Here is a 25,972-nt window from a genome sequence, read left to right on the forward strand (position 1 = left end):
CACATTAGGCCCGGATCAGGAAAGCCACAGCAGGCAGAAGGGATGCCCGACCGGATCCGCGTAGACCCGGAACCAGCCGTCGGTGTCCTTCTGCAGCAGCCGCGCGCCGAGTGCCAGCACCTTCGGCTCCGCCTCCTCGACGTCGTCGACCAGCACGTCGAGGTGGACCTGTTGAGACGCGTGCGGATCCGGGAACACCGGTGCCACGTACTCGGTGGCGCGCTGGAAGGCGATCCGCGTGCCGTTCGCGACGATCACCACCCACGTCTCGTCGCCGTCGGGCAGGCGTTCGGCACCGAGCAGTTCCTCGTAGAACGACGCGAGCTCCGACGGTTCCGGGCAGTCGAGCACGACAGAACGAAGTTGTCCGACCATGCCCTCCACCCTCTACCGGGTGGTGGGCAGCCGCAACGCCTGCTTGGCGATCGGGTCGAGCGTCGAGTCACCCGCGCCACCCGACCACACCGCGAACGCCAGCGTCACGTGGCTGCCCTTGGTGCCGTTCGCGAAAGCCGCGTTCTCCAGCGGTTTGCCGTCCAGCCCGTGCACGCCACCGGATCCCGGCAGCACGACGACCGCGTGCAACGACTTCGCGCTCGGCGCGTCGTACAGGTCCATGTCCGCCACCAGCACGGTCGCCGGCTTGCCCTGCACCGTCGTCTCGTAGGTGGCGCGCAGCAGCACGCCGCAGTCGTTCGCGTTCAGCCACGCCTTCACGTCGCCGAACGCCTGCGCCTGGCAGTCCTGGTCCTTCTTCATCTCCTTCGGCACGAACGTCGTGCCGTCCACCACCACCGTCGTCGGCTGCGTGGACGTCGGCGCGGGCGTCGCGTCGGCCGGCTTGTCGTCACCGGGCAGCGCCACGATCAGCCACCCGACGAGGATCAGCGCGACCACCGCCGCGACCGCGAGATACGGCCAGGTCAGCTTGCCCGGCAAGCGCTTGCGCGAAATGAGCGGCCTCATCGCGGCCTTGGGGATCAGCATCGTGCTGGCGGACGCGAGATCCGACACCGCGTCGCTGAAACCCTCGGAGAGCAGTGATCGCGCGTCCGGCGGCGTGCCGGTGGTCTGCAGGATCGCGAGGAGCTTCACGGCGTGTTCGGCCGTGCAGGGCACCGTCGACGTCGCGAGTTCGCGGGCCGCACTGAGCAAAGTGGACGGTTTGGGGTGCAGCACCCGCACGCCGCGGTTGAGGTCGACCGTCGGCTGCACGACCTGGTCCACGAACGGGCCGACCGCCACGACGGTGCTCACCGGGAGCGGTTCCGCCCGCATCGCCTGGATCCGCTGCGCCACCGCGGTCGCCGCCGCCACGGCCTCGGTCGCCGGGTTGGGCGCGCCGTCCTGGGCGACCAGCGGCCAGCCGTCGATCGTCCACTGCCCGCCGAGCGGCGCTTCCAGTTTCAGCGCGGGGTCGGGCAGGTCGACGCCGACGATCACGAGAACGCCCTTGGGGAGCACGACGATCGCGTCCAGCGGCACCGGACAGTCGGGTGGTTGCACGCCGATGAGCGCAACGCCACCCAGAGCTTGGGTACCCGCGCCGCAGGCCGTGAGGGCGGCACGGACGTCCGCCCCAATGGCCGAAGGTTCAGCGCCCAGACGGATCAGCCGCACGAGTCCCTACCTTTCCGCACGGGGGGACACCGTAGCGGTCCGGGGTCGACCCAACGCAGCCGGTCGAGACATTGCGTGATGGCCGTCACCGTTATGTGGATCACTCGTTAGATGGATTGCCTGCCAATGTTCACGGAGGGTCCATGTACACACGCGCTGCATTGCTCGCCGTTCTGCTGGTGGCCGCCGCATCCCCTGTCGCGACGGCCGCGCCGACCTCCACGGTCTACGTCCACGGAGCCGACATCACCGCCGCGGAACAGGCGGTCGAGGCGGCCGGTCTGCAGAAGCTCACGAGCTTCCGCAAGATCGGTGTCGTGGCCGCGCGGGGTGACTCCGCGCGGATCTCCTCCGCCAGGGCCAAAGCGGGCGTGACGCGCGTCGAGGTCCAGAAGCCGATCAAGTTCCTCGGGTCGACCTCGCACACCGCCACGCGCGGCCTGGACGCCCGCAACAGCCTCGGTCTGACCGGCGCGGGAGTGTCGGTCGCGGTGATCGACTCGGGCGTCGACCCGAACCACCCGTCGTTCGGCGGCCGGATCGTCCGCAACCTGAAGAGCCTGTGCCTGGACGGCTCGACGCAGACGAACTGCATCGTGCCGGTGCCGAACTTCCTCGACACCGACACCACGTCGTTGGGCGGCCACGGCACCCACGTCACCGGCATCGCGATCGGCGGCGACGTGCAGACCACCGGCGGACCGGTGATCCACGGCGCGGCGCCGGGCGCGAAGGGCGTCGTGATCTCGACCGGCGCGGCGATCCTCATCCTCGGCGCGGACGCCGCGCTGAACTGGGTGCTGGAGAATCACAACGCTCCGTGCGGGGCCGGTGTCCCCGCGTCTGCCTGCCCGCCGATCAAGGTGATCAACAACTCCTATGGGCCATCTGGCGGCGGTGCGTTCGACCCTGAGTCGGTCACTGTCAAACTGCAACGACAGCTCGTGGCCGAAGGCGTCGTCGTGGTGTGGGCGAACGGCAACGACGGGGGCGATGGTTCAGCGAACCTGTCCAACCCGCCGGGCATCGACCCGACTCCCGGCGTGATCTCGGTCGCCTCCTACAACGACCAGGAGACCGGCACCCGCGACGGCGCTGTGTCGGACTTCTCATCCCGTGGTCTCGCCACCGACTCCTCGACGTGGCCCGACATCTCGGCGCCGGGGGAGAACATCACCTCGTCGTGCCGGCTCTACCTGCCGATCTGCGCGACCGGCCTGAAGCCGCAGAACGGGCCGGGACTGCTCGACCTCGGCACGTTCAACACGATCAGCGGCACCTCGATGGCGGCACCGCACATCGCCGGGATCGTCGCACAGCTGTTCCAGGCCAAGCCTTCCGCGACCCCGGCCGACATCGAGCGGGCGCTGAAGTTGACGGCCCACAAGTACGGCACCGGTTACGGGCCTGTCGGGCCCTACACCTCGTCGTTCGACAAGGGCACGGGTCTAGTCGACGTGGTGGCCGCGGTAAACGCTCTGTAGATCACGATCAGGCATCGCTCGGCCGGGAGATCGGGACTTAAGACCTGTATCTGCCCCGGTCGGGTGATGATCGAGCTGGTTCTTATGGCGGACTTGCCTCAAGTCGAGGCAGAATGCAGCGAACGGGTTCCACGATGATCACCTCACTCTCGACAAAGGCGTAGGGGAAGACGTCCCTCGTCGAGTAGCGGAGGTCAGCAGTGAGCACCCGTGGCAGCACCAGTGGCGTGGTTTACGTCCACTCGTCGCCGTCTGCGGTCTGTCCGCACGTCGAGTGGGCGATCTCGGGCACCCTCGGTGTCCGGGTAGACCTCAGGTGGGCAGCGCAACCCGCGGCACCAGGCCAGTTGCGCGCTGAATGCGCATGGACCGGAGACGCCGGCACCGGCGCCAAACTAGTGGCTGCGCTGCGCGCGTGGCCCATGCTCAGGTTCGAGGTGACCGAGGAACCGTCCTCCGGTCAGGACGGCGAGCGCTTCTGCTTCGCGCCCGTTTTGGGGCTGTGGCACGCCCGTACGTCGGCGAACGGCGACATCGTGGTCAACGAGGACCAGCTGCGTTCACTGGCTGTACGTGCCAGAGGCGGCGAATCCTTCGCGCACGGCGTCGACGAACTGCTCGGTGCCGCGTGGGACGACGCGCTGGAGCCGTTCCGTCGCGCGGGCGACGGCGCTCCGGTGACCTGGCTGCACCGTGTCGGCTAACGGAACTGTTTAGTCCTGTGTGGACCCCGCTCACCGTTTGGGCAGCGGGGTTTCCTCGCGGTGCGTGGGATCCCAGGCCAGCATGAGCTGCCCGTAGAGCGCGGACGTCTTGAGCAGGTGCTCGTGGGAGCCGAGCAACGGCCTGCCGCCGTCCATGACCAGCACGCGGTTCGCTCGCAACGCCGAGCTCAGCCGGTGCGCGATCACCACGAGAACTCCCTCCCGTTGCGCGAAAGCCCGTTCGACCCTGGCCTCGGCGGCGGGATCCAGATGTGAGGTCGCCTCGTCGAGGATGACGACGCTCGCGGACGTGACGTAGACCCGCGCGAGTGCCAGCAGCTGCGCCTCACCAGCGGAAAGTCCTTCTCCGCCATGGCCGAGCGCGGCGTCGAGGCCACCGAGTCCGTCCAGAAGTGGTTTGGCGCCAACCTTTTTCACCGCGTCGACGAGATCCTCGTCGGTCGCCCACGGCGCGAGAAGCGTGAGGTTCTCTCGCACAGTGCCCGTGAACAGGTACGTCTCCTGCGGAATCAGGGCGATCGCGTGGTGCCTGATCGCCGGTGCCACCCGGTCGACGGGCGCGCCGCCGAACAGGACACAGCCGTTGTCCGGTGGCATCAGACCGGTGAGCAGACTGGCCATTGTGGACTTGCCGATGCCGGACGGGCCGACGACCGCCAGGTGGTCGCCGGGACTCAGGTCGAGCGACAGGCCGCGCAGCACCGGTTCCGCGTCGGGGCTCCAGCCGAACGTGACGTCCCGCAGCACGAACTCGCCGTTGGCCGGGATCTCGGCGCCGATCTCCTTGCCCGTCCGCGGCGCCGCTTCCTGAAGTCGTTTGAGCGCGACCATCAACCGCATCACGACGGTGCTGGTGGTGCGGGCGAGGCCGTGCAGCGCGGGGTTCACGCTGTTGGTCAGGTAGACGACGGCCGCGAGCACCGCACCCGTGGTGAGCTGCCCGGAGGCGACCAGCGGGGGAGCGAACGCGACCAGCAGCACGACGGGGGCGAAGCCGCCGATCGCGATCACCGTGGCGCGCAACGAGTTCGCCCACGCGACGGTGACGGTGGCACTGGCCTGCAGGTTGATCTGCTTCGCGACGTCCTGGTAGGCCTCGGCGGACGCGTCGCAGGCGGCGACGTCACGCAGCCCGGTCAGCACCGCACCGGACGCCTCCGCCGTGCGTTCGTCGGCCATCACGGCGTCGCGTTGTCGTTTGGCCAGCGAGGGAAGCATCAACCCGAAGAGCAGCAACGCCGCCACGATCGGCAGCACGACCAGCCAGATCAACGCGGCGGCCGTGGTCGCGAGACCGACGAGCGCGGCGATCGTCGTGACCAGAAGGGCACGGGCCTGCACCAGCACGCCCGCGGTGGCGTCGCGGACCACCTCGACGTGCCGGGTGATCATGGCGACCGCGCTGGCGTCCGGTGTGCGGCGATGTGACGGGTCGTTCAGCACGCCTTTCACCACGCGGGTGACCAGGGCGTCGCGCATCGGTTCGACGACGGCGCCGAGCCGCGCGAACACCTGCCGCTGGCCCAGCGCGCCCGCCACCGCGAGTGCCGCGAACGCGAGCAGCCACAGCACGCCGGCCAGCGGATCTCCCGCCGCGAAGCCCTGGTCGACGGCCGTGCCGACGAGCCTGCCGCCGAAGAACGCCGGGATGCCTTCGAGCATGGACCAGCCGAGCAGGATCAGGACGCCTCTGCGGTGTCCTGCCAGCGTGGAGAGGTAGAAACGCATCACTCGCCCCCGGTGAACACTGCGCGGTAGTCCTCGTCGTTCCACAGCTCCTGATGGGTGCCGGTACCGCGGACCCGGCCTTCTTCCAGCCACACCACGAGGTCTGCTCTCGCGGCCGTGGCGGGGCGGTGCGTCACGACGACGCGAGTCCGGCCGGGCAGCGCCGTGGTGAGCGCCCTGTCCACTTTGGCCTCGGTCACGGTGTCCAGACTCGCGGTGGCGTCGTCGAGCACGAGCACCTCGGGATCCCGGATGATCGCGCGGGCCAGCCCGATCCGTTGCAGCTCACCGCCGGACAGCGGGGCGTCGGCCATCGGCGTCTCATATCCCTGCGGCAGCCGGATCAGCACGTCGTGCACCTGCGCGGCGACGGCGGCGTCCCTGATCTGGATCTCGTCGGAATCCGTTCCATAGCCGATCGAACGGCCGATCGTCGCGCCGAGCAGCGCCGGGCGTTCGAAGGCGTACCCGACCGCGTCGTCGCCGACGACCTCGCCCGCGTCCACAGCGGACAGTCCGCCGAGCACCGCGGCCAGCGTCGACTTGCCCGCGCCGGAACTGCCGACGATCGCGGCGAACGTGCCGGCAGGGATCATCAGGTTCACGTCGTGCAGCGCGTCGCCGACGCGGACGTTCCGCAGCTCGATGACCCCGTTGGACGGTTTGGGAGCGGGGCGTCTCGGTGCCGGGGTGTCGAGGACCTCGGCGATCCGGCCGGCGCTCGCGCGGGTCCGTTCCAGCACGGTCAGCTGGGTCATCTGGCCGACGATGCCCATGCCGAGCGCCGCGTAGCCGAGCGCGGCGAGCACGTCACCGGTGCTCAGCCTGCCCTCCATCACTCCGAAACCGGCGGCGGTGAGCACCGCGACCTCGACGGCGGGCAGCAGCAACCCGGCCCGCCACATCATCTTCGCCTGGGTGCGCCACATGCCGGCGCCCGCCGCGGCGAGCCGGGGGAGCGGCTCCAGCACGCGGTTCGTCTCGCGGTCGGCGATGCCGGCGGCGGCGATGGTGCGCAGGCCGGACACCGAGTCGAGCAGCCGCGCGGACACTTCGCCGGACACCTCCTGGTACGCCAGGACGTCGTCGGCGGTGAGGCGCATGTGCGTGCGGACGAGATAGCCCGCGAGAGGGGCGCTCACCAGGAACACCGCCGCGAGCCGCCAGTCCAGAAGGGCCAGTGCGACCACCGAGCCGACCGACGACACGGCGGTGACGGCGAGGCTGATCACGGTCACCGCGATGCTGCCCGCGTTGCCGCAGTCGCCGGTGACGCGGCTGACGGCGTCTCCCGCGGCGAACGGCGACGGGTGACCGAGAGTGAGCAAACGCCGGGTCAGGCGGCGCCGGAGCCAGGCCGTGGCACGGGCTGTGATGCTCGCCGCGAGGATGATGCCGATCGCGTCGCCGAGGATCTCGACACCGGCCAGCACCAGCAGGAACACGATCGTCGCCAGCACGAACGTGCCGCTCAGGGCCATGTCGACGGCGCCGGCGAGCGCGGCGGGAAGCAGGAGGCCGCCGGTCGTGGCGACGGCGGCGTTGAGAAGCAGCAACCACGGGCGGTAGTCGCGTCGGACGGTGGAGAACAACAGCTGGTCACCGGGTTTGGTCATCGGCTGTTCCTCCGAGGCTCATCTGGGCCCATCATGAAGCGAGGGGCCCAGCAGCTGGCCGGCTGCCGAGCCCCTCTTCAGGCGGGTGAGCGGCATACTTCGCCTATGCCGCTCACCGGCCGATCACGTGCTGGTGGAGCTGGATCAGCACAGCAGCAGGGACGCGCTGCTGTGGCTGCACGGGAGCAGCAGCGAGGCGCTCGACGCGGTGGTCGAACCGCCGCCGCCACCACCCGAACCGCCGGCCATCATGTTGGCGGGGGCCTCGGGGGTCTCGAGGTCCTGCATGTCAAGGATGAAGCCCATGACTGTCTCCTGATTTCGAGGGATCGATCTCTTTACCGCTACCGGTCCGCGAGGACCGGCGTTCGTGAGCCCAGGAAGGGCAGTGGTGCACGGCCGTCCACTGTGGACGCTATGGCGAGCAGAACGCCCGCACCGCCGGTGTTGAGGTCCATGGAGAGCCGGCGCAGCTGCACGCCGGGGAACGCGAGCCCGCCGCCGTAGCGCGTGGCGTGCCAGCCCAGGGCTTTGAGGTGCTGCCCGATGGCGCGTTCGAAGCGTGCGTTCGGCTGGTGGCGCGTGGCGTGGGCCAGCGTGGCGAGCAGTCCGGCCCTGCCCAGCGTGAACGCGGGCTGGATGACGAACTCGCCGGTGCAGCCGGTGAGCAGTTCGGGCAGCTTCTCGACGCACGGCCGTTCCGGCGCCAGCTTGGCGAACTCCGTCAGCACGAGAGCGATGCCGGCGCCGCCGATGCCCACGTACGGAAGGCTGCGCAGCGTGCCGTCGCGCACCTGCAGCGAACCGTCGAGCGCGATCATCGTCTCGGCCAGGTCGCGTTCCAGTGCCTGCTCGGACAGCTTGAGCCAGCGCCGTTCGCCGGTGTGCTCGAACATCCGCAGGAAGAACAGCGCCGGTCCGGACCAGCCGTGCAGCAGTCCCGCCTTCGCCTTGTCCGCCGGGCCCGGGGCGTCCGCGAGTTGCTTCGCGAGCCGTTCCGCGAGGTGCTCCGCCTGGGCCGCGTAGCCGTCGTCCTCGCGGGAGTTCGCGAAATGCAACAGGTTCAGGCCGATGCCGGACAGACCCGCGCTCAGCCCGTGGTCCTGAGTGGACGGTACGAGTTCGGCGTAGCTCTCGACGATCTCGGTCGCGGCGTCGTGGTGGCCGAAGTTCTCCAGCACGTGCGCGATGCCGTGCGCGCCGATGTAGAAGCCCGGCTGCTTCGGCGGGTCTTTGCGGAGCGCGTCGAGCAGCCACTGTTCGTGCTCGGGGAAGCGGCCTTCGCCGGACTCCGCGAGCGCGTGCAGCACTCCCGCCGCGCCGTACCCGAAGCCCGTGCCACCGGTCTCGAACTGCTCGATGTCGCCGGGGAACAGCCGGTCCTGGCGGTGAGGTGTGGCGCTGTGCAGGATCGCCGTGGCGATCTCCTTGCGCACCAACGCCCAGTCCGGGGTCTCCTCGTCGAACTCGGTGAACGCCGGGTCCGTCGGAGGGTCGACGCGCGGGGTGAGCACGTCGACGATCGGCGCGCAGTACTCGTCGTTGAGCCCGAAGCGCTGCTGGACGACCCTGACGTGCTGCCTGATCTTGGCCGGCGCCAGTTCCAGCACCGTGTTGAGCGGCAGGAAGATCCAGAGCCGGAGGGCGGCGAGCGGGTGCGCGTCGATGTCGAACCCGTCGCGGTCCCGTGGCGCCTGGAACCCCGGCGCACCGAGCGTGGGCTTGCGGACGGCGTCGATCGTCGAGCTCAGCTCGAAGTCGATGAGCGAGATCTCGTCGTCCTCGGTGACGAGGATGTTGAGCGTGTGCAGGTCACCGAACACGACCCCGCGCTCGTGGACCTCGGCCATCAGGCTCTCGACCCGGTCGACCATGGCGAGCGCGCGGGCCTTGTACCCGACGATCGTCTCGTCGCTGACGTCCTTGTGCGTCAACGGGTAGTGCCTGCCGAGCCACTGCCCGAGCGAGCGGCCGGGCATGAACTCCATGGCGACGAAGAGGTGCTCCCACTCGGTGAAGCGGTCGTACACCTCTGGCACACCCTTGATGCCCTGCAGCCTGGTGAGGATCTCGTACTCGCGGTCCAGCCGTGCCACCGCGTCCTCGCCCTCGCGGTCGAGCCCGGCGTGTGGCCGCGCTTCCTTGAGCACGACCTCCTTGCCGTCGGACTTCCGCGTGGCGAGGTAGACGCCGCCGCCGTTGGAGAAGTGCAGCGAGCTCTTGATCTGGTACGGGAACCGCTGCGGGTCGCCCGCGTTGCGCTCGGCGAGGTGCGGCTTGAGGAACGCCGGCAGCTCGATCCACTCGGGCAGGCTGAAGACGGGCTTGCGCCGGTCCGGGATGAGCGTGCCGTCGGCGCCTTCGATCGCGAGCACCTGCTGCCCGTCGACCTCCAGCCACTGCTCGGCGAACCCGCCGTACCGGACGTACAGCGGCCCCTTGCCGAACCGCAGGTCGCTCAGGATGTACGCGCCGTGCTCACCTTCGAGCACGTGGGCGAGCCCGGTGAGGATCTCCTCGAGGTGCGCGGCGTCGAGCGGGTAGATCGTGACCAGCTTGCCGCTGCCCTCACGGGGCGCGTACTTCGAGTTGCGAGCCAGCACGATCGACATCGTCTGCAGGTACTTGAAACTGATGCGACGCTCGACGCAATAGTCGAAAGTGGCCTTCAGTACCCGGCCGGCGTTGTCGAGTCCAGCGGAAACGTGGATTTTCCACCCTTGGTTGGGAAGCTGTACCCCCATCGGGTGGTGGTGTCGCCACACGTTGCGTTCAACCGTCGCCCAGTCGGGTGGGAGCGCGGGGAGTTCGGTGGAAAAGTCGTCCTTGGGGGTGCTTTCGGTGCTGCTCTGCAGATCGTAGAACTGCCGATCGGCGAAGCAGTACGCCTCGTATCTGAGGTCCACCGAATTCCCCTCCCTGACTCGTTTTCGTTTCTTTGATGCCGCATATTTCCGCACAATCACGCGGCTATGGGGAATCCGCCGTTAGGGTCATATGGGTCCCCCGTTCGTGTCCGAAAGAACATCCGTTACCGGTGCGTATGTGACGTCTGGTGATGAAGTTTGGGCCCATCTCACCCGGTTGAGATGTTTGCTGCCGGGGGCCTGAGTGGGGGTGTGCTGCGTTTTCGCTAAACGGCACCGGGGCGTTCCTGATCATGGATGCCTCTGAGCTGCGGTATTCCAGTTCGATCCCGACGTATAGTTGGGTGGGTACAAACGTCGTGCACGCGCTGTGTTGGTTGCTCTTTCCGAGTGAAGCCAAAATTGGCTTCCATTGCGTGTTTGATACGGCCGAATGGCGGTAAGGGATACCCCGTTGGAACCCATTCGTAGGATGAGATTGGCTACCGACTAATTATGTATCAAACATTGTCTTGCTACATGCAACCGGCCAAATCCCTATGTGACGTAATCGTTCGAGTGAAATCCGTGTTCCGTTGTAACGCGACACGTTTTGTGAGCGGCCCTCTGCTGCCCGGCGTGTCGTGCGGCTAGGCTGCGCGTGTGGGGAGCGTGGCGAGCCGCTGGCTGGTGCCGGCCGTGGTGGTGATCACCGGTGCCGCGGTGGCGGCAGGGATGGTGGGACGGACCGTGTACTCGCGTCCGGCCGAGGCCAAGGGGGCGCCGGTGGTCGCGTCCTCGTCCGTCGCCGGTCCGGTGCCGGGGTCCGCGGAGGTCCGGCTGAGCCCGGACTCGTTCACGCATCCGGACCGGACCGCTGTGCAGCGGGTGCTGCAGGCCTACTTCGACGCGATCAACTCGCGCGACTTCGACGCCTGGCGCGGGGTCGTGTCGGCTCGGCGGGTTTCGTCCACGCCTGAGGCTTCTTGGGTTGCTGCTTACGAGAGCACCAAGGACGGCGGGATGGTGGTGCAGCGGGTCGAGACCGATGTGGTCACTCGGCGGCTGCGGGTGTTGATCTCGTTCGTGTCCACTCAGGATGTCGCCAAGGCTCCGCCCGCGTTGCCCGAGGGGTGTATTAGGTGGCGGGTGGTTTATGTGCTGGTGTGGGAGGGCGGGGTGTTGAAGGTGGATGAGGCGGCGGAGAACCGGAACCCTCAGATGGAGAAGTGCTGAGGTGTTCGGCCCTTGCCTCGCCTTCGGCTTCGGCGCGTCGGTTGCGCAGGTCGTCCCCCTGTTTCGTTGGCGGGTTCCTGGTTGTTGTTCGTAAGTGGTCGCCTTGCGGGGCGTCTGTGGCGGCTGCTTCCTGGGGACTCCGCCCCCAGACCCCCACAATCTGATCAAAGACCGGTCCACGCCACACGCGGGTAGATGGCACGCCTGTTGCGTTGGGCGGAGGCGCGTTGCTTTGAGGGGTGCGTTGGTGGGGTGGTCCCGTCACGAGCCGCACCCGAGCGGGCCACATGCAGGTAGGGGTGTCAAGCGGGCGAAAAGCGTGCCCGCTTGACACCCCTACCTGCACGCGGCAAGAGCTGAGGTGCGACTCGTGACGGGACCACCCCACCCTGACCGCGCGGTAAGGACGGCTCGCCTTCGGCATCGCGTGCGGGTGGTGGTGTGCCCATGACCTTGCGCTCGGACAGCTCGCCTTCGGCATCGCGTGGGGTGGCGTACCCCTGAGCGATTCCCCGCCGCCTTGCTCCTCTGTCTCGCCCTGTCTCGTTCGCGCGGGACTGTCAGATCCGGTCGCTACGTTGGGTCGCGGGGGAGCCTGAACCCGAGGGGACCCCTGCGTGAGCGTGCCCGATCCCTTGTCGCAAAGCGCAACGCCCCGATCCGCTGAGCGGACCGGGGCGTGCGGTGGAGCGGGTGGTGCTCAGGCCGGGGTGAAGGCCAGGGCCACGTTGTGGCCGCCGAACCCGAACGAGTCGTTCACCGCGGCGTCCAGCTTGATCTTGCGCGGTTCGCCCGCCACCACGTCCAGCGTGACGGCCGGGTCGAGGTTCTCCAGGTTGAGCGTCTGGGGAACGATGCCGTCGCGGATCGAGAGGACCGTGATGATGGCCTCGACCGCGCCTGCTGCTCCCAGCAGGTGGCCCAGTGAGCCCTTCGGGGCGGTCAGGACCGGGTGGTCGCCGATCGCCTTGCGGATGGCCACGGTTTCCGCGACGTCGCCCACCGGGGTGGAGGTGGCGTGGCAGTTCACGTGGCCCACGTCGGACGGGTCGATGCCGCCGGAGCGCAGGGCTGCGGCGATGGCGCGCGACTGGCCGACGCCCTCGGGGTCCGGGGCGGTGATGTGGTAGCCGTCGGCCGAGGTGCCGATGCCGGCGAGACGGCCGTAAATGCGAGCTCCGCGGGCCTCTGCGAACTCGCGGCGTTCCAGGACCATGACGCCCGCGCCCTCGCCGAGGACGAAGCCGTCGCGGGCCGTGTCGAACGGGCGCGAGGCCTTTTCCGGCTCGTCGTTGCGGGTGCTCATGGTGCGGGCCTGCGAGAAGCCCGCGACCGGGATCGCGGTGATGCACGCTTCCGCGCCGCCTGCCACGACCACGTCGGCTTCGCCGGACATGATCATGCGGTAGGCCCACGCGATGGCTTCCGCGCCGGACGCGCAGGCGGAGACCGGGGCGTGCACGCCCGCCTGTGCCTTCAGTTCCAGGCCCACGTGCGCGGCCGGGCCGTTCGGCATGAGCATCGGGACGGTCAGCGGCGACACCTTGCGCAGGCCGTGCTGCTCCAGGAGGTCGTCCTGGGTCAGCAGGGTGATCGCGCCGCCGATGCCCGTGCCGATGATCACGGCGAGGCGCTGGCGGTCGACGGTGTCGTCGTCGTGTCCCGCGTCGGACCAGGCCTGGCGGGACGCCACGATGGCGACCTGCTCGGAGCGGTCCAGGCGTCGAGCTTCCACTCGGGGGAGCACCTCGGTCGGGTCCACCACGAGCTCGGACGCGATCTTGACAGGCAGGTCGTACTTCGCGACCCACTCGTGGGTCATGGGGCCGACCCCGCTCTTGCCTGCCAGAAGCGCGTCCCAGGTGGACGTGACATCACCACCGAGCGGGGTGGTGGCACCCAGCCCGGTGATGACGACCTCGATGCCCGAACTCACTTGTTGCTGGTGATGTAGTTCACCGCGTCACCAACGGTCTTGAGGTTGGCCAGCTCGTCGTCCGGGATCTTCACGCCGAACTTGTCCTCAGCCTGGACGGCGATCTCGACCATCGACAGCGAGTCGATGTCGAGGTCGTCCACGAAGGACTTCTCAGCGGTGACGTCGTCGGCGGCAACGCCGGCGACCTCTTCGACGATCTCGGCAAGACCGGACAGGACGTTGTCGCTCACTGAAGTTCCCTTTCGATTGAAACGATGGAAAAACTCGGGGTGGTGCTCAGGGGCACCTGATCACCTGGCCCGCGTAGGACAGGCCCGCGCCGAACCCGACCATCAGCACCACGTCTCCTGACGAGATCTCGCCCGCCGACCGCATGTGGTCGAGCGCCATGGGGATGGAGGCCGAGGAGGTGTTGCCGGATTCGACGATGTCTCGAGCGATCTTCAGGTCCTCGCGCGCACCATTGTTGCGCAGGCGCTTGGCGATGGCCTCGATGATCCTGAGGTTGGCCTGGTGCGGGGCGAACACGTCCACTTCGGACAGTTCGACACCCGCGAGTTCGGCGGCACGGAGCGCTACCGGTGCGATCTGGGTCGTCGCCCACCGGAAGACCGTCTGGCCTTCCTGGTGGATGAACGAGTCGCGGTCGTCGATCCTGATGACCTCGGACATCGAGCCGTCCGAGCCCCAGGCGACGGGTCCGATGTGGTTCTCGTCGCTGGCACCGACGACGACGGCACCCGCGCCGTCCGCGAAGATGATCGCGGTCGAGCGGTCGTCGGGGTGGGTCCAGTCGGTGAGCTTCTCCGCGCCGATGACGAGGAAGTTCTTCACCGCGCCCCCGCGGACGATGTCCGCCGCGGTCGCGACGGCGTAGCAGAAGCCCGCGCACGCGGCGTTCAGGTCGAACGCGGCCGCGGCGGTGATGCCCAGCCGGGTGGCGACCTGTGCGGCGGCGTTCGGGATGGTCGACGGCATGGTGCACGTCGCCACGATCACGCCGCCGATGTCGGCCGCGGTGAGACCGGCGTCGGCGATCGCCTTGGTGGCCGCCGCGACGGACATGTCCACGACGCCCTCGTCCTTGGCCGCCACGTGCCGGTTGACGATGCCGACGCGCTCGCGGATCCACTCGTCCGAGGTGTCCATGCGCTGGGCGAGGTCGTGGTTGCTCACCACGGTCTCCGGCTGGTAGCTGCCGAGACCGATGACGCGGCTACCCGCGGCTGCCTGCGGGGCCTGAAAGCCTGTCACTTAGCAGCTCCAACGGTGTCGAAGAGCTCCGCGACCTTGTCGAACTGGTCAGGGGTCTTCAGGGCGAGGGTGGCGGTGCCCTTCATCGCACGCTTGGCGAGACCCGTGAGCGCGCCGGCGGGCGGCAGCTCGATCGAGCCGGCGATGCCCTTCTCGACGAGGGTGGCCTGGCAGACGTCCCAGCGGACCGGGCTCGTGACCTGGGAGACCAGGCGGCGCAGCACCTCGGTGCCCTCGGTGACGACCTGACCGTCCTTGTTGGACAGCAGCGGCAGCAACGGGTCGTGCGTGGTGACTTCGGCGGCACGCGCGCGCACGGCGTCTTCGGCCGGCGCCATGTACTTGGTGTGGAACGCGCCCGCGACGGCCAGCTTGCGGACCTTCGCCGTGCCCGGCGGGGTCTCCGCGAGCTCGTCGAGCGCGGCACGCGGACCGGCGGCGACGATCTGGCCAGCGCCGTTGCGGTTGGCGGGCACGAGGCCGAGTTCCTCGAGGCGCGCGAGCACCTCCTGCTCGTCGCCACCGAGCACCGCGGCCATGCCGGTCGGTTCCAGGGCGCAGGCCTCGGCCATCGCGGCACCGCGCACGGCGGCCAGTGCGACGGCGTCGTCGGCGCTGATGACGCCCGCGACCGACGCGGCGGCGAGCTCGCCGACCGAGTGGCCGCCGACGATCACGGCGGAGGGCAGTTCGACGCGGCGGCGCAGCTCACCGAACGCGAGCAGCGCGAGAGCCACGACGAGCGGCTGGGTGATCGCGGTGTCGACGATCTCGTCGGCCTCCGCGGTGGTGCCGAGACGCACCAGGTCCAGGCCCGTGATCTCCGACCACGACCGGACCTGCTTCTCCGCCCCCTCCAGTTCGAGCCAGGGGGTGAGCATGCCGGGCGTCTGGGACCCTTGTCCGGGCGCGAGGAGTGCGATCACGTCGATTACTAAAGCTGGTGAACCCACCGGTACCCCATGCTGTAAAGAACGAAGTACTGCGATCGTATTTGTAGAGATCCTACAAAAGTGTCTGCCAGGTGAACGCTCCGCGACGTAAGCCCAGCTCAGCGCGGTGAGGGATCGTTTGGCCCTCACCCCAACGGATGTGTGCGAAGTCCGTCACAGCCCGTTCGGCTACCACAGGCCCCGGGCGCGAGCAAGGCGTCCTACAGACAAAGCGACGCGAAGCACAAGCGCGTCTCGAGCGTCATGTGCATTTCTTCCCGTCATTTCCTGAACGCGCCGAAGGCGATATCTGACCGTGTTCGGGTGCACGAACAGTCTTTTCGCGCACGTCTCCAGCACGCCCCCTACCTCCAGGAAGGCGTCCACGGTCTCCAGCAACGCGCCGCCGGCGTCCTCCAACGGCCGCGCGACCCTGTCCACCAGCTGCCACTCGGCCTCCGGATCGCCGGCCAGCGCGCGTTCCGGCAACAGGTCGAGCGAGCGAACGGGCCGCGGCGCCGCGGGCCAGCCGACGACCGCGCGCAGGCCGCTCAGCGCGTCGCTGGCGCTGCGATGAGCCTCGGAAAGGCTGGTCACGGTGGGTCCGGCGACCACGGGACCTTCGCCGAAGCCCTCGGAGATGCGGCCCAGCACGTCCTCCCCGGTCTCGGTCGGACCACCGAGCACGACGACGAGCCGGGAGCCCTGCACGGACAGCAGCACCGGCCGGCCGGCGCGGGCGGCCTTGCTGCGCACCGAGTAGATGATCGTCGGAGGGTCCTCGCCGCCCGGGTTGCCGACCAGCACCGTGGCCTCGATCGCCGGGTCCCAGCCGAGCGCGGCGGCGCGGGACAGCAGCGACTCCTCGGGGTCGCCACGCACGATGCCGTCCACGACCAGAGCTTCCAGCCGCGCGTCCCACGCGCCGCGCGCCTCGGCGGCGGTCGCGTACGAGGTGGCGGCCGAGAAGGCGATCTCCCGCCCGTACCGCAGCACGCCCTCCATCAGCAGCGCGCGCTCCGCCTCGTCCGCCGCCATCTGCGGCATCTGCTCCTCGAACAGCTCCAGCGCTATCCGGACCAGTTCCACGGTCTGGCGCAGGCTGACCCAGCGGGAGATGTCCTTGGGGGCGCTGCGGAACGCGTCCGCGGTGAGCCGGATCGCCTGCTGCCGGTCGTGCAGCCACTCGACGAACCCGGCCACGCCGTTCTGGATCAGCAGCAGCACGCTCGCGCGCTGGTCCGCGGGCATTCGCGCGAACCACGACAGCCGCCGTTCCATCTCGGCCACGCTGGCGGTGGCGAGCGAACCCGACGCGCGTTCGATCTTGCGCATCGTGCGGGCGGAGAGCGTGGGCGGGTGCTCCTCCTTCGCCTTGCTGCTGGTCATACCCGCAGCTTAGGGCTCAGGAGGGGACATCACCGGGATGGGTGACAGAACCCATGTGGCTGTTTGCGCGGCCATACCGTCGGGCGGGAGAGATCTTTCAGTGCGGCGCGGAGGTTCGTCTTGCGTAGGTTCCCGGCACTTGCCCTGAGCGTGGTGGCGTTGCTGACGACGAGCGTGACCGCCGCGGCTGATCCGCCCGACCCGCTGGCCGAGTTCCACGCCCAACCGGTGAAGTGGGCGCCGTGCAGCGGAAAACTCGCCGAACTGGAATGCGCCACGCTCGTCGCGCCGCTCGACTACGCCAAACCCGGTGGCGACAGGATCAACCTGACGATCAGCCGGAAGAAGGCGGTGGCGGCCGATCGCAGGCGTGGCGCGCTGTTCACCAATCCGGGTGGACCTGGCGGCTCGGGGCTCGGCCTGCCGCTGTTCCTGGGGAAGTCCGAGCTCTCGCAGGTCTACGACGTGATCGGCATCGACCCGCGCGGCGTCGGCGGGTCGACGGCGCTGAACTGCCGCGCCGCGCCCGCGATCGCCGAGCCGGAGTCGAGGCCCGCCGACGGCGAGTTCGGCAAGTGGGCGGCCGAGGCGCGCGAGGCCGAGGAGGCGTGCCAGAAGTCGGGCGGCGGGATCCGGCAGTTCATCAGCACCGCGAACACCGCGCGGGACATGGACGTCGTGCGTGCCGTGCTCGGTGAGCAGAAGATCAACTACCTGGGTTACTCCTACGGCACGTACCTGGGCGCGGTGTACGGGACGTTGTTCCCGAACCGGCTCGACCGCAGCGTGCTCGACTCGGCCGTGCACCCGGAGTGGGTCTGGCACGAGCAGTTCCGCCAGCAGGCCGTGGCCTACCGGATGGACGTCGAGGCGTGGGCGGCGTGGGCGGGGGAGCGCAACGAGAAGTTCGGACTGGGCAAGTCGCGCGACGAGGTGCTGGCCGAGGTCGAGAAGGTGGCGGCGAAGCTGCACGCCACGCCGATCGGTGAGCACAACCGCTCTTCCTTCGACGGCGCAACGGGTGTCGGTGCGCGCTACCGTCCACTGTGGTCTGATCTGGCGTCGATCGTGATCAAGCTGAGGTCGGGGGAGAAGCCGGACAACGCCGAGGGCGCCAAGGCCGGTGAGGTGCTTGCGAAGACCGGGCTGGAGGAGCTGCGGTCGGGCGTGTTCGACACGGTCACCTGCGAGTCGGACTGGCCGACCGACCTGCACGTCTACTACGAGGACATGCGGATGTTCCGCGAGCGCTACCCGTACGGCTTCGGCATCGTCCGCGCCGCGCCGATGACCTGCACGTTCCGCTCGTTCACGCCGCCGGAGGCGCCGGTCAGGCTCGGTCGCAACGGCTACCCGATCGGCATCGTCGTGCAGTCCGAGGGCGACACGCAGACCCAGTACGCGAGCGGCCCGGCGATGGCCCAGCGGCTCGGGCACAACCTCATCACCGTCACCGACGAGGGCAAGCACGGCCTCTACAACGGCGGCAACAAGTGCGTCGACGACAAGGTCAACCGGTACCTGATCGACGGGGCGCTGCCGGGCAGCAGTTCCGAGTGCGCCGGTGACCCGCGGCCCGACGTGCCGAAGGACGGGCAGGGAGGCGCGGCGCCGGCGTTGTCCCCCGAGGGGATCCAGGCCTATCTGGACGGCAGGGGACTCTCCGCACGACCGTAGAAATGTGGAAGCGCCCGCCACGGAGCGTGGCGGGCGCTTCCCTCTCCCCGGTCCCCACCGGTAGTTCCACTCTGGACTGTATTGCGACAAAAATCCACGTCAGCCACCCTTTCGTGTAGCAGTGTCGAAGTTGTGGAGCGGTGTGATCCACGAAACGATCACCTCGTCTGATCTTCACTCACCGCAACTTTTGATCTTGGAGGGCCCGTGGGCTCGCAAATCACCGAGGGCCTGGGCCAGGCGTGGGCGATGATCGCCACGTTCGTGCCGAAGCTGCTCGGCTTCCTGCTCGTTCTGGTCATCGGCTGGTTCATCGCCAAGGCGCTCGCGAAGGGCGTCGGCTTCCTGCTCAAGCGCGTCGGCTTCGAGAAGCTCGTCGACAAGTCGGGCCTCAACGGCGCGATGCGGCAGTCGTCGATGGACGCGTCCGGCCTCATCGCCAAGATCGTGTACTACTTCGTGCTGCTCATCGCGCTGCAGCTGGCGTTCGGCGTCTTCGGCGCCTCGAACCCGGTCAGCACGCTGCTCAACGAGGTCATCGCGTACCTGCCGCGCATCGTCGTGGCCCTGGTGCTCGTGATCGTCGCGTCGGCCATCGGCACGGCGCTCAAGGGCCTCGTGACCGGCGCGCTCGGCCAGCGCTCGTACACGAAGATCATGGGCAACATCACCTACGGCTTCGTGATGGCGCTCGGCGTCATCGCGGCGCTCAACCAGCTGGGCATCGCGATCTCGGTGACCATGCCGGTCTTGATCGCCGTGCTCGCCACCGTCGCCGGCGTGATCGTCATCGGTGTGGGTGGCGGCCTGGTCCGCCCGATGCAGCAGCGCTGGGAGGGCTGGCTGACCCGCGTGCAGGACGAGGCGCAGACCCAGTCGCCGATGCCGCGTGCGTCGCAGGAGATGCCGCAGACCGTGGGCGGCCGCATGGGTGACATGCAGACGCCTCCGTCGGGCAGCCCGATGTCCGAGAGGTAGTTCTCACCTCGTGGAAGGGGCCGTGCGCAAACATCTTGCGCACGGCCCCTTTCTGGTGTTCTGACAGTTCTCCAGTTCCGGTCCAGTGCCCGGCCGCAGCCTCGTATCCACCCGAACTGTTCCGTCGCGGTGGAGGACCTATGAAAGCCCTTGTGCTGTCCGCGGGCGTACGCCCGGCCGGATACTCGCTGCCACGGCAGATCGTCCCCATCGCGAACAAGCCGGTGCTCGAGTACGTCGTGGAGAACCTGCGGGACGTCGGCATCACCGACATCGGCATCGTCGTGGGCGACGGCGCGCAGGAGATCTCCGAGCTGTTCGGCGATGGCGCGTACCTGGGTGTCTCGATCACCTACATCCAGCAGGACGTGGCGCTGGGCCTCGCGCACTGCGTGCGGATCGCCCGGCCGTTCCTCGGTGACGACGACTTCGTGATGTACGTGGGCGACAACGTTCTCGTTGAAGGAATCGCCCAGATCGCCGACGAGTTCGAGCGGTTGCGGCCGTCCGCGCAGGTGCTCGTGGACAAGGTCGAGGACCCGCGGCTGTACGGCGTCGCGGAGGTGGACGAGAACTCGCGCGTGACGCGGCTGATCGAGCACCCCCAGGAGCCGCGCAGCGACCTCGCGATGATCGGCGTCTACTTCTTCACCCCCGCGATCCACGCCGCGGTCGACGCGATCGAGCCGTCGTGGCGCGGCCAGTTCGAGATCACCGACGCGCTGCAGTGGCTGGTGACGCACGAACGCGATGTGCGGGCGCGGATGTACTCGGGGTTCTGGAAGGACACCGGCAAGGTCGAGGACGTCCTGGAGTGCAACCGCGAGCTGCTCATGGGCCTGCGGACGGACATCCAGGGCATCGTCGACGACGAGTCCCGGCTGATCGGTGACGTCGTGGTCGAGGAGGGTGCGCGCGTGGTGCGGTCGTGCATCGTCGGGCCCGTGATCATCGGCGCCGGGACTCTGGTCGAGGAGTCGATCATCGGGCCGTACACGTCGATCGGCGCGGACTGCCGGATCGTCGAGTCCGGGGTGGCCGACTCGATCGTGCTGAACGAGGCGTCCGTGCACAACGTCTCCGGGATCGAGACGTCGTTGATCGGCCGCCGGGCCCGCGTCGGTTCGGCGCGCCAGCACCGGCTGGTCGTCGGCGACGGCGCGCACGTCGAAGTCGCCGCCTAGTTGATCCAGTCCTGAAGGCGGTCGCACTCCTGGGCGACCGCCTTCTGCCTGCTCCTGTCCAGCTGGTCGATGTAGTCGACGGTGACGCGGCGTTCCTTGGTGATCACCCAGGTGGCGACGACGTAGCCGTCGACGAGGACCGTGGGCTTCCCGCCGATGACGACGCTGAGCCTGTCGTCGGCGATGACCCTCCTGCGGTCGGCGTGGGCGAGCAGGATGTTGTCGAACTCGGGCAGCAGCCTCACCGGCACCGGCGTTTCCGGGTCGGGGCGCGGGGAGTCGGGGAGGTCGAACAGCTCCTTGCCCGCCTCGTTCCGGAACGTCACGAGCCGCGGGCGCAGCGCCGCGAACGTCTCGGCGAGCCTGGTGAGGCCGGACCACTGCTGGGCGTCCATGACGGAGGCCGGGCCGAACGCCCTGAGGTAGCGCAGGACGAGTTCCTGCTTGTCCATGGCCCGTTGCGGCTGCCCGAGCCAGTTCTCGACGGTCGTGCAGACCACTCGGCCGCTCTTGTGCCAGAAGCCGCGCGGCGGGAGTTGGACCAGGGCGAGCTTGTTGCGCAGGGCGTTGCCGAGGACGGTGTGCTCGCGGTCGGGCCAGCGTTGTTCGAGCTGCTTGCCGGCTTCCGCGGTGCCCTGCGGGGTCTCGTCGAGGATCTTGCGGCCCGCTTCGGCGATCTCGTCGAAGTCGAGTCCCCGGAGGCGGGCGGCGAACGGGCCGCTCTGCAGTTCGCGGTCGAGCCTGAGCTGGGTGTGGGGCCGCAGGCCGAGCGCGTCCCGCGCGCTGACCAGGTGGATCGTGCCGCGCATCAGGAGCATGCGGACGGCTTCCCGGTTGGTCAGGAGGTCTTCGAGCTCCTGCGGCTGGAAGTCGTTCAGTCGCGTCCAGAGGCCGACGTAGGGCGACTTCGGTTCCTGCGCCTGGATGCCGAAGAGGTGCTCGATGGTGGCGAGCGCGCTCTGGTTCGCGCGCTCGCGCAGCATCTGGCGTTCGATCAGTGCTCTGTTGAGCTGGTCCAGGCTCAGAGTCCCCATCGGGACAGGTTATGCCGGACGAACGCGAATCCGGTGCCGTTCGGCCGTTCGCCGTCGTGGACGACGAGCAGGTTGATCCTGCCCAGGACGATGTCGGCGCCGTCGGAGTGCTCGACGTCCTTGATCCGGAAGTCCTTGAGCGGCTTCATGTCGGCCTTGCGGTACGCGACGAACCGCGAGTCGCCCTGGCTGGACGCGAGCAGCACGTCGTCCGCGATCGTGAGGCCCTCGGCGTCGGCCTCGAGCCACTTGCCGCCGAAGCCGGGGTTCGGGCCGTCGGCCTCGCACTCCTCGGTCTCGGGGTTGTACCTCTGCGGCGCGCCCCACGTGCGGACCTTGTCGACGAGCTGCGGCTTGCCGAAGCCGTTGGAACGCAACGGGATCCGCCAGATGCCGACATCTTCCTGCGCGGCGTACAGGGTGTTCGTGCTCTCGTCGATCACCATGCCCTCGACCTGCGGGCCCTCGCCCGGCTCGCCGCAGACGGTCCACTTCTTGCCGTCGGGCAGGGTGAAGGTGCTCGGAAGGTCCAGAGTGGACACCTTCCTGGTGTCGTAGGTCTTGCCCTTCTGGACCTGGAGGAGCGCGATGCTGGTCTCGTTGCGCCGGCTCGCGACGACGACGTCCTTGCCGTCTACGCGACCGGCGGCGAGGCCGTAGGCGGTGTGCTGCTCGTCGACCTCTGCCTCGGTCCTGGAGAACACCGGCCTGGTCGCGGGGTTCGTGACGTCCTTCACGCCGCGTTCGTCCACTTGGAACACCCGGACGCGGTCACGGCCGCGGTCGCTGACGAACGCCAGGTCGCCGAGGACGTCGACGTTGTTGAAGCGGCCGGGCTTCGCGTCGGGCGTGGGCGGCAGCGGCGCCGGGTGGACGCCGATCGTGCGGCCGTTCAGGTCGAACGCCGCCAAGCCGCCTTCCTTGAGTGTGCCCAGGACCACACTGCGTTCGATGTTGCGCGGGTTCACCCAGATGGCGGGATCGTCCGCGTCGGCAGGCTCCTCGAACGTCTGCGTGATGACCGTCGGTGTGATGACGGGCGTCGCAGGGGCGGTGAGGAACAAAGGGACGAGCGCCAGTGCTAAGGAAGATGACATGGTGGGACCGTAGGAAACACCGATGTACTGCGACTGAACCGCGGGGGAACAGACCGTGTGGTACGACGTGGGATTGACGCTCTTCGGCCAGAAGATCGCTTACACGGAGCTGGTCGGGCAGGTGCTGGCGCTCGCGGTGGTGTTCCTCGCGCAGCGCCGTTCACTCTTGACCTGGCCCGTTCAGCTGGTCTCGGTCGCTTTGCTGTTCACCGTGTACATGTCGGCGCACCTGGGTGGCCTGGCGACCAGGCAGGTCGCCGTTGGTGCGATCGCCGTCTACGGCTGGTACGCGTGGGTGCGTCGCCGTGACCCGGTCTTCGGTGTGGTGGTGCGCAAGGGGTCCTGGCGGGAACGTGCCGCCGTGGCCGGCGCCTTCGTCGTCGGCACGATCGCGTTCGCACTGGTGCTGGACGCCCTGGACGCCTCGTGGGCACCGTGGCCGGACGCCGCGATCTTCATCGGCACGATCCTGGCCTTCGCGTTGCAGGGCCTCGGGTTGGTGGAGTTCTGGCTGGTGTGGCTGGTGGTCGACGCCGTCGGCGTGCCGTTGCAGATCCAGTCGGGCCTGTACTTCAGCGCGTTCGTCTACGTGATCTTCGCGGGCCTGGTGATCCACGGTTTCGTCGACTGGAACCGCACCGCCCGCCGGTTGACACAGGCGGCAAAGTCTCCTCTATGAGGGGACTGTTGATCGCTCTGCTGACCGCTGTCTCGTCGCTGGTAGCCGTTCCGGCCGTCGCCGCTCCCGAGCCGCGCACCGGATTCGAGCTCACCGGCAAGTGGACCACCGAGGCCGAGGAACAGGCCTACCTGCGCGCCACCGGCCTCCCCGTGACGGAGATCGGCGTCACCGCCCAGGGCCGCCCCGTCCAACTCGTGCGCGTCGGCTCCCGCTCCGCGCGCACGGTGGTTCTCTTCATCTGCTCGCAGCACGGCGACGAACCCGCCGGCCGCGAGGCGTGCCTGATCCGCATGCGTTCGCTGCCGCGCTCGTCCGACGTGACCTACCTGTTCGTCCCGAACGCCAACCCGGACGGCCGCGTGGCCGACACCCGCGGCAACTCGTCCGGCATCGACATCAACCGCGACCACCTGCTGCTGCGCTCCGCCGAGGCCCGCGCGATGGCCTCGGTGATCCGCGACTGGCAGCCCGACGTCATCCACGACCTGCACGAGTTCGGCCCGTCCGAGCCGTACTACGTGAAGGACGTCCTCTGGCTGTGGCCGCGCAACCTGAACGTCGCTGACGGCGTGCACTCGCTCTCGGAGACGCTGTCCCGCTCGTACGTCCGGCCCTCGGTGGAGGCGGCCGGCCGCACTTCCGGCGTCTACGGCATCCTGATCGACCCGGAGACCGGCGAACCGACCGGCCAGATCGCGGGTGATGGCCAGGAACGCATCCTCCGCAACACGGGCGGGTTGAAGCACGGCATGGGCCTGCTGGTCGAGACCAACGTCGACAACACCCCGGCTTACCGCGTCCAGTCCCATCTGCTCGCGCTGGACGGCACCCAGTCGTTCGTCCGCGTGAACCGGTCCGGCATCGAGGCGGCCAACGCGGCGTCGCGCGCCGTCCGCACCGGCCCGATCTACTTCGGCGGCGCCGACAACCAGGCCCCGGATCCCTCGGACGTGGTGACCACCCCGCCATGCGGGTACGTGCTGACCGGCGCGCAGTACCGCGACGTGCAGGACGAACTGGCGCTGCACGGCATCACGTCCCAGTACCTGCGAGGCGGCGACCGCATCGTGCCGCTGAAGCAGGAGGCCCGCGCCCTGGTCCCGCTGCTGCTGGACGCGCGAGCCGACGGCCCGCTCCTGTCTGCCCAGCCCATCGCCCAGTGTTAACCCTCTGACCTGCCATTTTGCAATGGACGTTTGCGGTCGTCCGCAAACGTCCATTGCACAACCGGTGCACCGGCGAACTGATATATCGGTCGCGGGTGATCTTGGGACGTGGTCCGATGGGCGGCGTGCGAGTCGAGCAGTACGCCTACTTCGCCCTCAAGAGCGACACGACGTCCGCCGTCGAGATCGCTCGTCGTCTGGGGCTGGAGCCGGACGAGGTGCTCGTCCGCGGCAGCAAGCGGCCGGAGCACGACATTCCGCGGGCGCACGTGTGGAAGATCGTCGACCGCGGTGCGAAGCGGCTCGACGAGCAGATCGAGCACGTCGTCTTCCGGCTGCGTCCCTTCCACGACGAACTCGTCGCACTCACGGCGATATCCGATGTATCAGCCAGCCTCGTCGTCGTGCGCTACTGCCGTGACGGCGCCAGGAACGACGACAGATCAGGCATCGGCTGGTGGATCTCCGCCGAGTCGCTCGCTTTTCTCGCATCGGTGCGCGCCTCTCTCGACGTCGACGAGTACGACTACGTCGAGCCTGCCGACGAATCGTTGCGTCAGGTCACCACCGGCCTGCTGACGAGCACGGAGCAGAACCTCGCCGAGCACGCCTGCCACCTCCACCGGCGTCTCGCGGGCGCGACCGTGGCCGAGACGGACGACCTGGTGATCGCGGACAGCGGCCTGGACGACGACACGTTCAACATCGTCGCGGTGGCCCGGTTCACCGCGGACGACGTGACGGCTCGCGTCGCCGAGACGGTCCGTGCGGTGAAGGCGACCGGGCGTCCGCACTCGTGGTGGGTCGGCCCCGCCTCGACCCCGGCCGACCTCGGCGCGGCACTGGTGCGGGCCGGTGTCGTGCAGGCGGAGACCGAGGCCGCGATGTGGATGGACCTCGCCGACGCCGCACTGCCCGAGCCGTACGCCGAAGGACTGGAGATCCGGCGGGTGACCACCGAGGCAGACCTCGACGACTACGCCACGATCCTCGCCGCGAACTGGGATCCGCCCGCCGCGACGGTCCGCCGCTTCTACGGCGAGGCCGCAGCGCACGCGTTGGAGAGTCAGGCGCGCTACCTCCTCGGGTACGTGGACGGCAGGGCGGTGTGCACGGCGGAGGTGTTCCTGCACGCCGGAGTCGCCGGGATCTACAACATCGCGACCCTCGCCGGAGTACGCCGGCGCGGCTACGGCGGTGCGATCACGTTGGCCGCGCTGCGCACCGCACGCGCCGAGGGGTACCGCATTGCCGTTCTACAGGCCTCTGAGGACGGTGAGACCGTCTACCGGCGTCTCGGGTTCACCATCGCCGGTCAGTTCACCGAGTACGCCCTCAGGGCGTGAAAAGGGCCGCCCCGCGCGTGCGGAGCGGCCCTTCGGTTC

21 protein-coding genes and 2 pseudogenes are annotated in these 25,972 nt (G+C 68.8%); 10 read left to right on the forward strand and 13 right to left on the reverse strand.

Annotated features, from left to right (window positions below):
- Positions 1-15: 15 nt before the first annotated feature.
- On the reverse strand, positions 16-375 hold the full coding sequence (locus ACIQF0_RS41580) for a VOC family protein (RefSeq protein WP_401039446.1): 360 nt from the start codon (positions 373-375) through the stop codon (positions 16-18).
- A 12-nt stretch (positions 376-387) separates the two neighbouring features.
- Positions 388-1,620, reverse strand: coding sequence for a hypothetical protein (locus ACIQF0_RS41585; RefSeq protein ID WP_401039448.1), 1,233 nt, complete (start codon positions 1,618-1,620; stop codon positions 388-390).
- 143 nt (positions 1,621-1,763) lie between these two features.
- Here ACIQF0_RS41585 and ACIQF0_RS41590 point away from each other — a divergent pair, with 143 nt between their 5' ends.
- Both ACIQF0_RS41590 and ACIQF0_RS41595 read left to right on the forward strand, forming a co-directional pair.
- Entirely contained in the window at positions 1,764-3,104 is a 1,341-nt protein-coding gene (locus ACIQF0_RS41590) for a S8 family peptidase (protein ID WP_401039450.1), read from the forward strand.
- Between the two features lie 200 nt (positions 3,105-3,304).
- Positions 3,305-3,808, forward strand: a complete 504-nt coding sequence (locus tag ACIQF0_RS41595; RefSeq protein ID WP_030474501.1) for a DUF3145 domain-containing protein — start codon at positions 3,305-3,307, stop codon at positions 3,806-3,808.
- A gap of 30 nt (positions 3,809-3,838) precedes the next feature.
- On the opposite strand, the gene ACIQF0_RS41600 is transcribed toward ACIQF0_RS41595, so the two are convergent.
- The 4 genes from ACIQF0_RS41600 to lanKC form a co-directional block, all read right to left on the reverse strand.
- A complete protein-coding gene (locus ACIQF0_RS41600) occupies positions 3,839-5,557 on the reverse strand; it encodes an ABC transporter ATP-binding protein (protein WP_401039452.1) in 1,719 nt (572 codons plus the stop codon).
- Entirely contained in the window at positions 5,557-7,173 is a 1,617-nt protein-coding gene (locus ACIQF0_RS41605) for an ABC transporter ATP-binding protein (RefSeq protein WP_401039454.1), read from the reverse strand. Before ACIQF0_RS41605 ends, ACIQF0_RS41600 begins: the two co-directional genes overlap by 1 nt.
- Positions 7,174-7,317: 144 nt before the next feature.
- Complete coding sequence (locus ACIQF0_RS41610; RefSeq protein WP_093600243.1) at positions 7,318-7,479, reverse strand: SapB/AmfS family lanthipeptide; 162 nt, start codon at positions 7,477-7,479, stop codon at positions 7,318-7,320.
- A 38-nt stretch (positions 7,480-7,517) separates the two neighbouring features.
- On the reverse strand, positions 7,518-10,079 hold the full coding sequence (lanKC, locus tag ACIQF0_RS41615) for a class III lanthionine synthetase LanKC (RefSeq protein WP_401039456.1): 2,562 nt from the start codon (positions 10,077-10,079) through the stop codon (positions 7,518-7,520).
- 603 nt (positions 10,080-10,682) lie between these two features.
- On the opposite strand from lanKC, the gene ACIQF0_RS41620 reads away from it, so the two are divergent.
- Positions 10,683-11,255 (forward strand): hypothetical protein, encoded by a 573-nt coding sequence (locus ACIQF0_RS41620; protein WP_401039458.1) that lies wholly within the window; start codon positions 10,683-10,685, stop codon positions 11,253-11,255.
- A gap of 700 nt (positions 11,256-11,955) precedes the next feature.
- On the opposite strand, the gene fabF is transcribed toward ACIQF0_RS41620, so the two are convergent.
- From fabF to ACIQF0_RS41640, 4 genes are read right to left on the reverse strand one after another with little or no spacing between them, the layout of a single operon-like run.
- A complete protein-coding gene (fabF, locus tag ACIQF0_RS41625; protein ID WP_360042185.1) occupies positions 11,956-13,191 on the reverse strand; it encodes a beta-ketoacyl-ACP synthase II in 1,236 nt (411 codons plus the stop codon).
- Positions 13,188-13,424, reverse strand: coding sequence for an acyl carrier protein (locus tag ACIQF0_RS41630; RefSeq protein ID WP_030465146.1), 237 nt, complete (start codon positions 13,422-13,424; stop codon positions 13,188-13,190). The genes fabF and ACIQF0_RS41630 overlap by 4 nt, the downstream gene beginning before the upstream one ends.
- Positions 13,425-13,470: 46 nt before the next feature.
- Positions 13,471-14,448, reverse strand: a complete 978-nt coding sequence (locus ACIQF0_RS41635) for a beta-ketoacyl-ACP synthase III (protein WP_401039460.1) — start codon at positions 14,446-14,448, stop codon at positions 13,471-13,473.
- Entirely contained in the window at positions 14,445-15,374 is a 930-nt protein-coding gene (locus tag ACIQF0_RS41640) for an ACP S-malonyltransferase (protein WP_401039463.1), read from the reverse strand. Before ACIQF0_RS41640 ends, ACIQF0_RS41635 begins: the two co-directional genes overlap by 4 nt.
- A gap of 164 nt (positions 15,375-15,538) precedes the next feature.
- Here ACIQF0_RS41640 and ACIQF0_RS41645 point away from each other — a divergent pair.
- Positions 15,539-15,643: pseudogene (locus tag ACIQF0_RS41645) on the forward strand (hypothetical protein); the annotation flags it as partial.
- Here ACIQF0_RS41645 and ACIQF0_RS41650 read toward each other — a convergent pair.
- Positions 15,618-16,769: pseudogene (locus tag ACIQF0_RS41650) on the reverse strand (PucR family transcriptional regulator); the annotation flags it as partial. The pseudogenes ACIQF0_RS41645 and ACIQF0_RS41650 overlap by 26 nt on opposite strands.
- 120 nt (positions 16,770-16,889) lie before the next feature.
- Here ACIQF0_RS41650 and ACIQF0_RS41655 point away from each other — a divergent pair.
- The 3 genes from ACIQF0_RS41655 (at position 16,890) to ACIQF0_RS41665 (ending at position 20,608) form a co-directional block, all read left to right on the forward strand.
- On the forward strand, positions 16,890-18,446 hold the full coding sequence (locus ACIQF0_RS41655; RefSeq protein ID WP_401039466.1) for an alpha/beta fold hydrolase: 1,557 nt from the start codon (positions 16,890-16,892) through the stop codon (positions 18,444-18,446).
- 207 nt (positions 18,447-18,653) lie between these two features.
- Positions 18,654-19,424 carry a hypothetical protein gene (locus ACIQF0_RS41660; protein ID WP_401039468.1) on the forward strand — a complete coding sequence of 257 codons (771 nt, stop codon included), beginning with the start codon at positions 18,654-18,656 and terminating at the stop codon, positions 19,422-19,424.
- A gap of 140 nt (positions 19,425-19,564) precedes the next feature.
- Positions 19,565-20,608: a glucose-1-phosphate thymidylyltransferase gene (locus ACIQF0_RS41665; RefSeq protein ID WP_360042200.1), complete on the forward strand. Its 1,044-nt coding sequence runs from the start codon at positions 19,565-19,567 to the stop codon at positions 20,606-20,608.
- Here the strand turns inward: ACIQF0_RS41665 and ACIQF0_RS41670 are convergent.
- Positions 20,605-21,642, reverse strand: a complete 1,038-nt coding sequence (locus ACIQF0_RS41670; protein WP_401039472.1) for a winged helix DNA-binding domain-containing protein — start codon at positions 21,640-21,642, stop codon at positions 20,605-20,607. The two genes, ACIQF0_RS41665 and ACIQF0_RS41670, sit on opposite strands and share 4 nt — an antisense overlap.
- Positions 21,630-22,739 (reverse strand): phytase, encoded by a 1,110-nt coding sequence (locus ACIQF0_RS41675; protein ID WP_401039474.1) that lies wholly within the window; start codon positions 22,737-22,739, stop codon positions 21,630-21,632. Before ACIQF0_RS41675 ends, ACIQF0_RS41670 begins: the two co-directional genes overlap by 13 nt.
- A gap of 55 nt (positions 22,740-22,794) precedes the next feature.
- Here ACIQF0_RS41675 and pnuC point away from each other — a divergent pair, with 55 nt between their 5' ends.
- From pnuC to ACIQF0_RS41690, 3 genes are all read left to right on the forward strand, one after another.
- Positions 22,795-23,418: a nicotinamide riboside transporter PnuC gene (gene pnuC, locus ACIQF0_RS41680; RefSeq protein WP_360042208.1), complete on the forward strand. Its 624-nt coding sequence runs from the start codon at positions 22,795-22,797 to the stop codon at positions 23,416-23,418.
- Positions 23,415-24,587 (forward strand): M14 family zinc carboxypeptidase, encoded by a 1,173-nt coding sequence (locus tag ACIQF0_RS41685; RefSeq protein WP_401039477.1) that lies wholly within the window; start codon positions 23,415-23,417, stop codon positions 24,585-24,587. The genes pnuC and ACIQF0_RS41685 overlap by 4 nt, the downstream gene beginning before the upstream one ends.
- A gap of 116 nt (positions 24,588-24,703) precedes the next feature.
- Positions 24,704-25,933 carry a GNAT family N-acetyltransferase gene (locus ACIQF0_RS41690; protein ID WP_401039478.1) on the forward strand — a complete coding sequence of 410 codons (1,230 nt, stop codon included), beginning with the start codon at positions 24,704-24,706 and terminating at the stop codon, positions 25,931-25,933.
- Positions 25,934-25,972: the final 39 nt, after the last annotated feature.

Source organism: Lentzea sp. NPDC092896 (genome assembly GCF_044754905.1).
Classification (GTDB): Bacteria; Actinomycetota; Actinomycetes; order Mycobacteriales; family Pseudonocardiaceae; genus Lentzea.

Excerpts from the sequence above, each read along its gene's own strand:
- ACIQF0_RS41685 (WP_401039477.1), top strand. The coding sequence starts at position 23,415 with ATGAGGGGACTGTTGATCGCTCTGCTGACCGCTGTCTCGTCGCTGGTA.
- ACIQF0_RS41610 (WP_093600243.1), bottom strand. The coding sequence starts at position 7,479 with ATGGGCTTCATCCTTGACATGCAGGACCTCGAGACCCCCGAGGCCCCC.
- ACIQF0_RS41670 (WP_401039472.1), bottom strand. The coding sequence starts at position 21,642 with ATGGGGACTCTGAGCCTGGACCAGCTCAACAGAGCACTGATCGAACGC.
- ACIQF0_RS41665 (WP_360042200.1), top strand. The coding sequence starts at position 19,565 with ATGAAAGCCCTTGTGCTGTCCGCGGGCGTACGCCCGGCCGGATACTCG.
- ACIQF0_RS41605 (WP_401039454.1), bottom strand. The coding sequence starts at position 7,173 with ATGACCAAACCCGGTGACCAGCTGTTGTTCTCCACCGTCCGACGCGAC.
- ACIQF0_RS41690 (WP_401039478.1), top strand. The coding sequence starts at position 24,704 with ATGGGCGGCGTGCGAGTCGAGCAGTACGCCTACTTCGCCCTCAAGAGC.
- ACIQF0_RS41675 (WP_401039474.1), bottom strand. The coding sequence starts at position 22,739 with ATGTCATCTTCCTTAGCACTGGCGCTCGTCCCTTTGTTCCTCACCGCC.
- ACIQF0_RS41600 (WP_401039452.1), bottom strand. The coding sequence starts at position 5,557 with ATGCGTTTCTACCTCTCCACGCTGGCAGGACACCGCAGAGGCGTCCTG.
- ACIQF0_RS41590 (WP_401039450.1), top strand. The coding sequence starts at position 1,764 with ATGTACACACGCGCTGCATTGCTCGCCGTTCTGCTGGTGGCCGCCGCA.
- ACIQF0_RS41580 (WP_401039446.1), bottom strand. The coding sequence starts at position 375 with ATGGTCGGACAACTTCGTTCTGTCGTGCTCGACTGCCCGGAACCGTCG.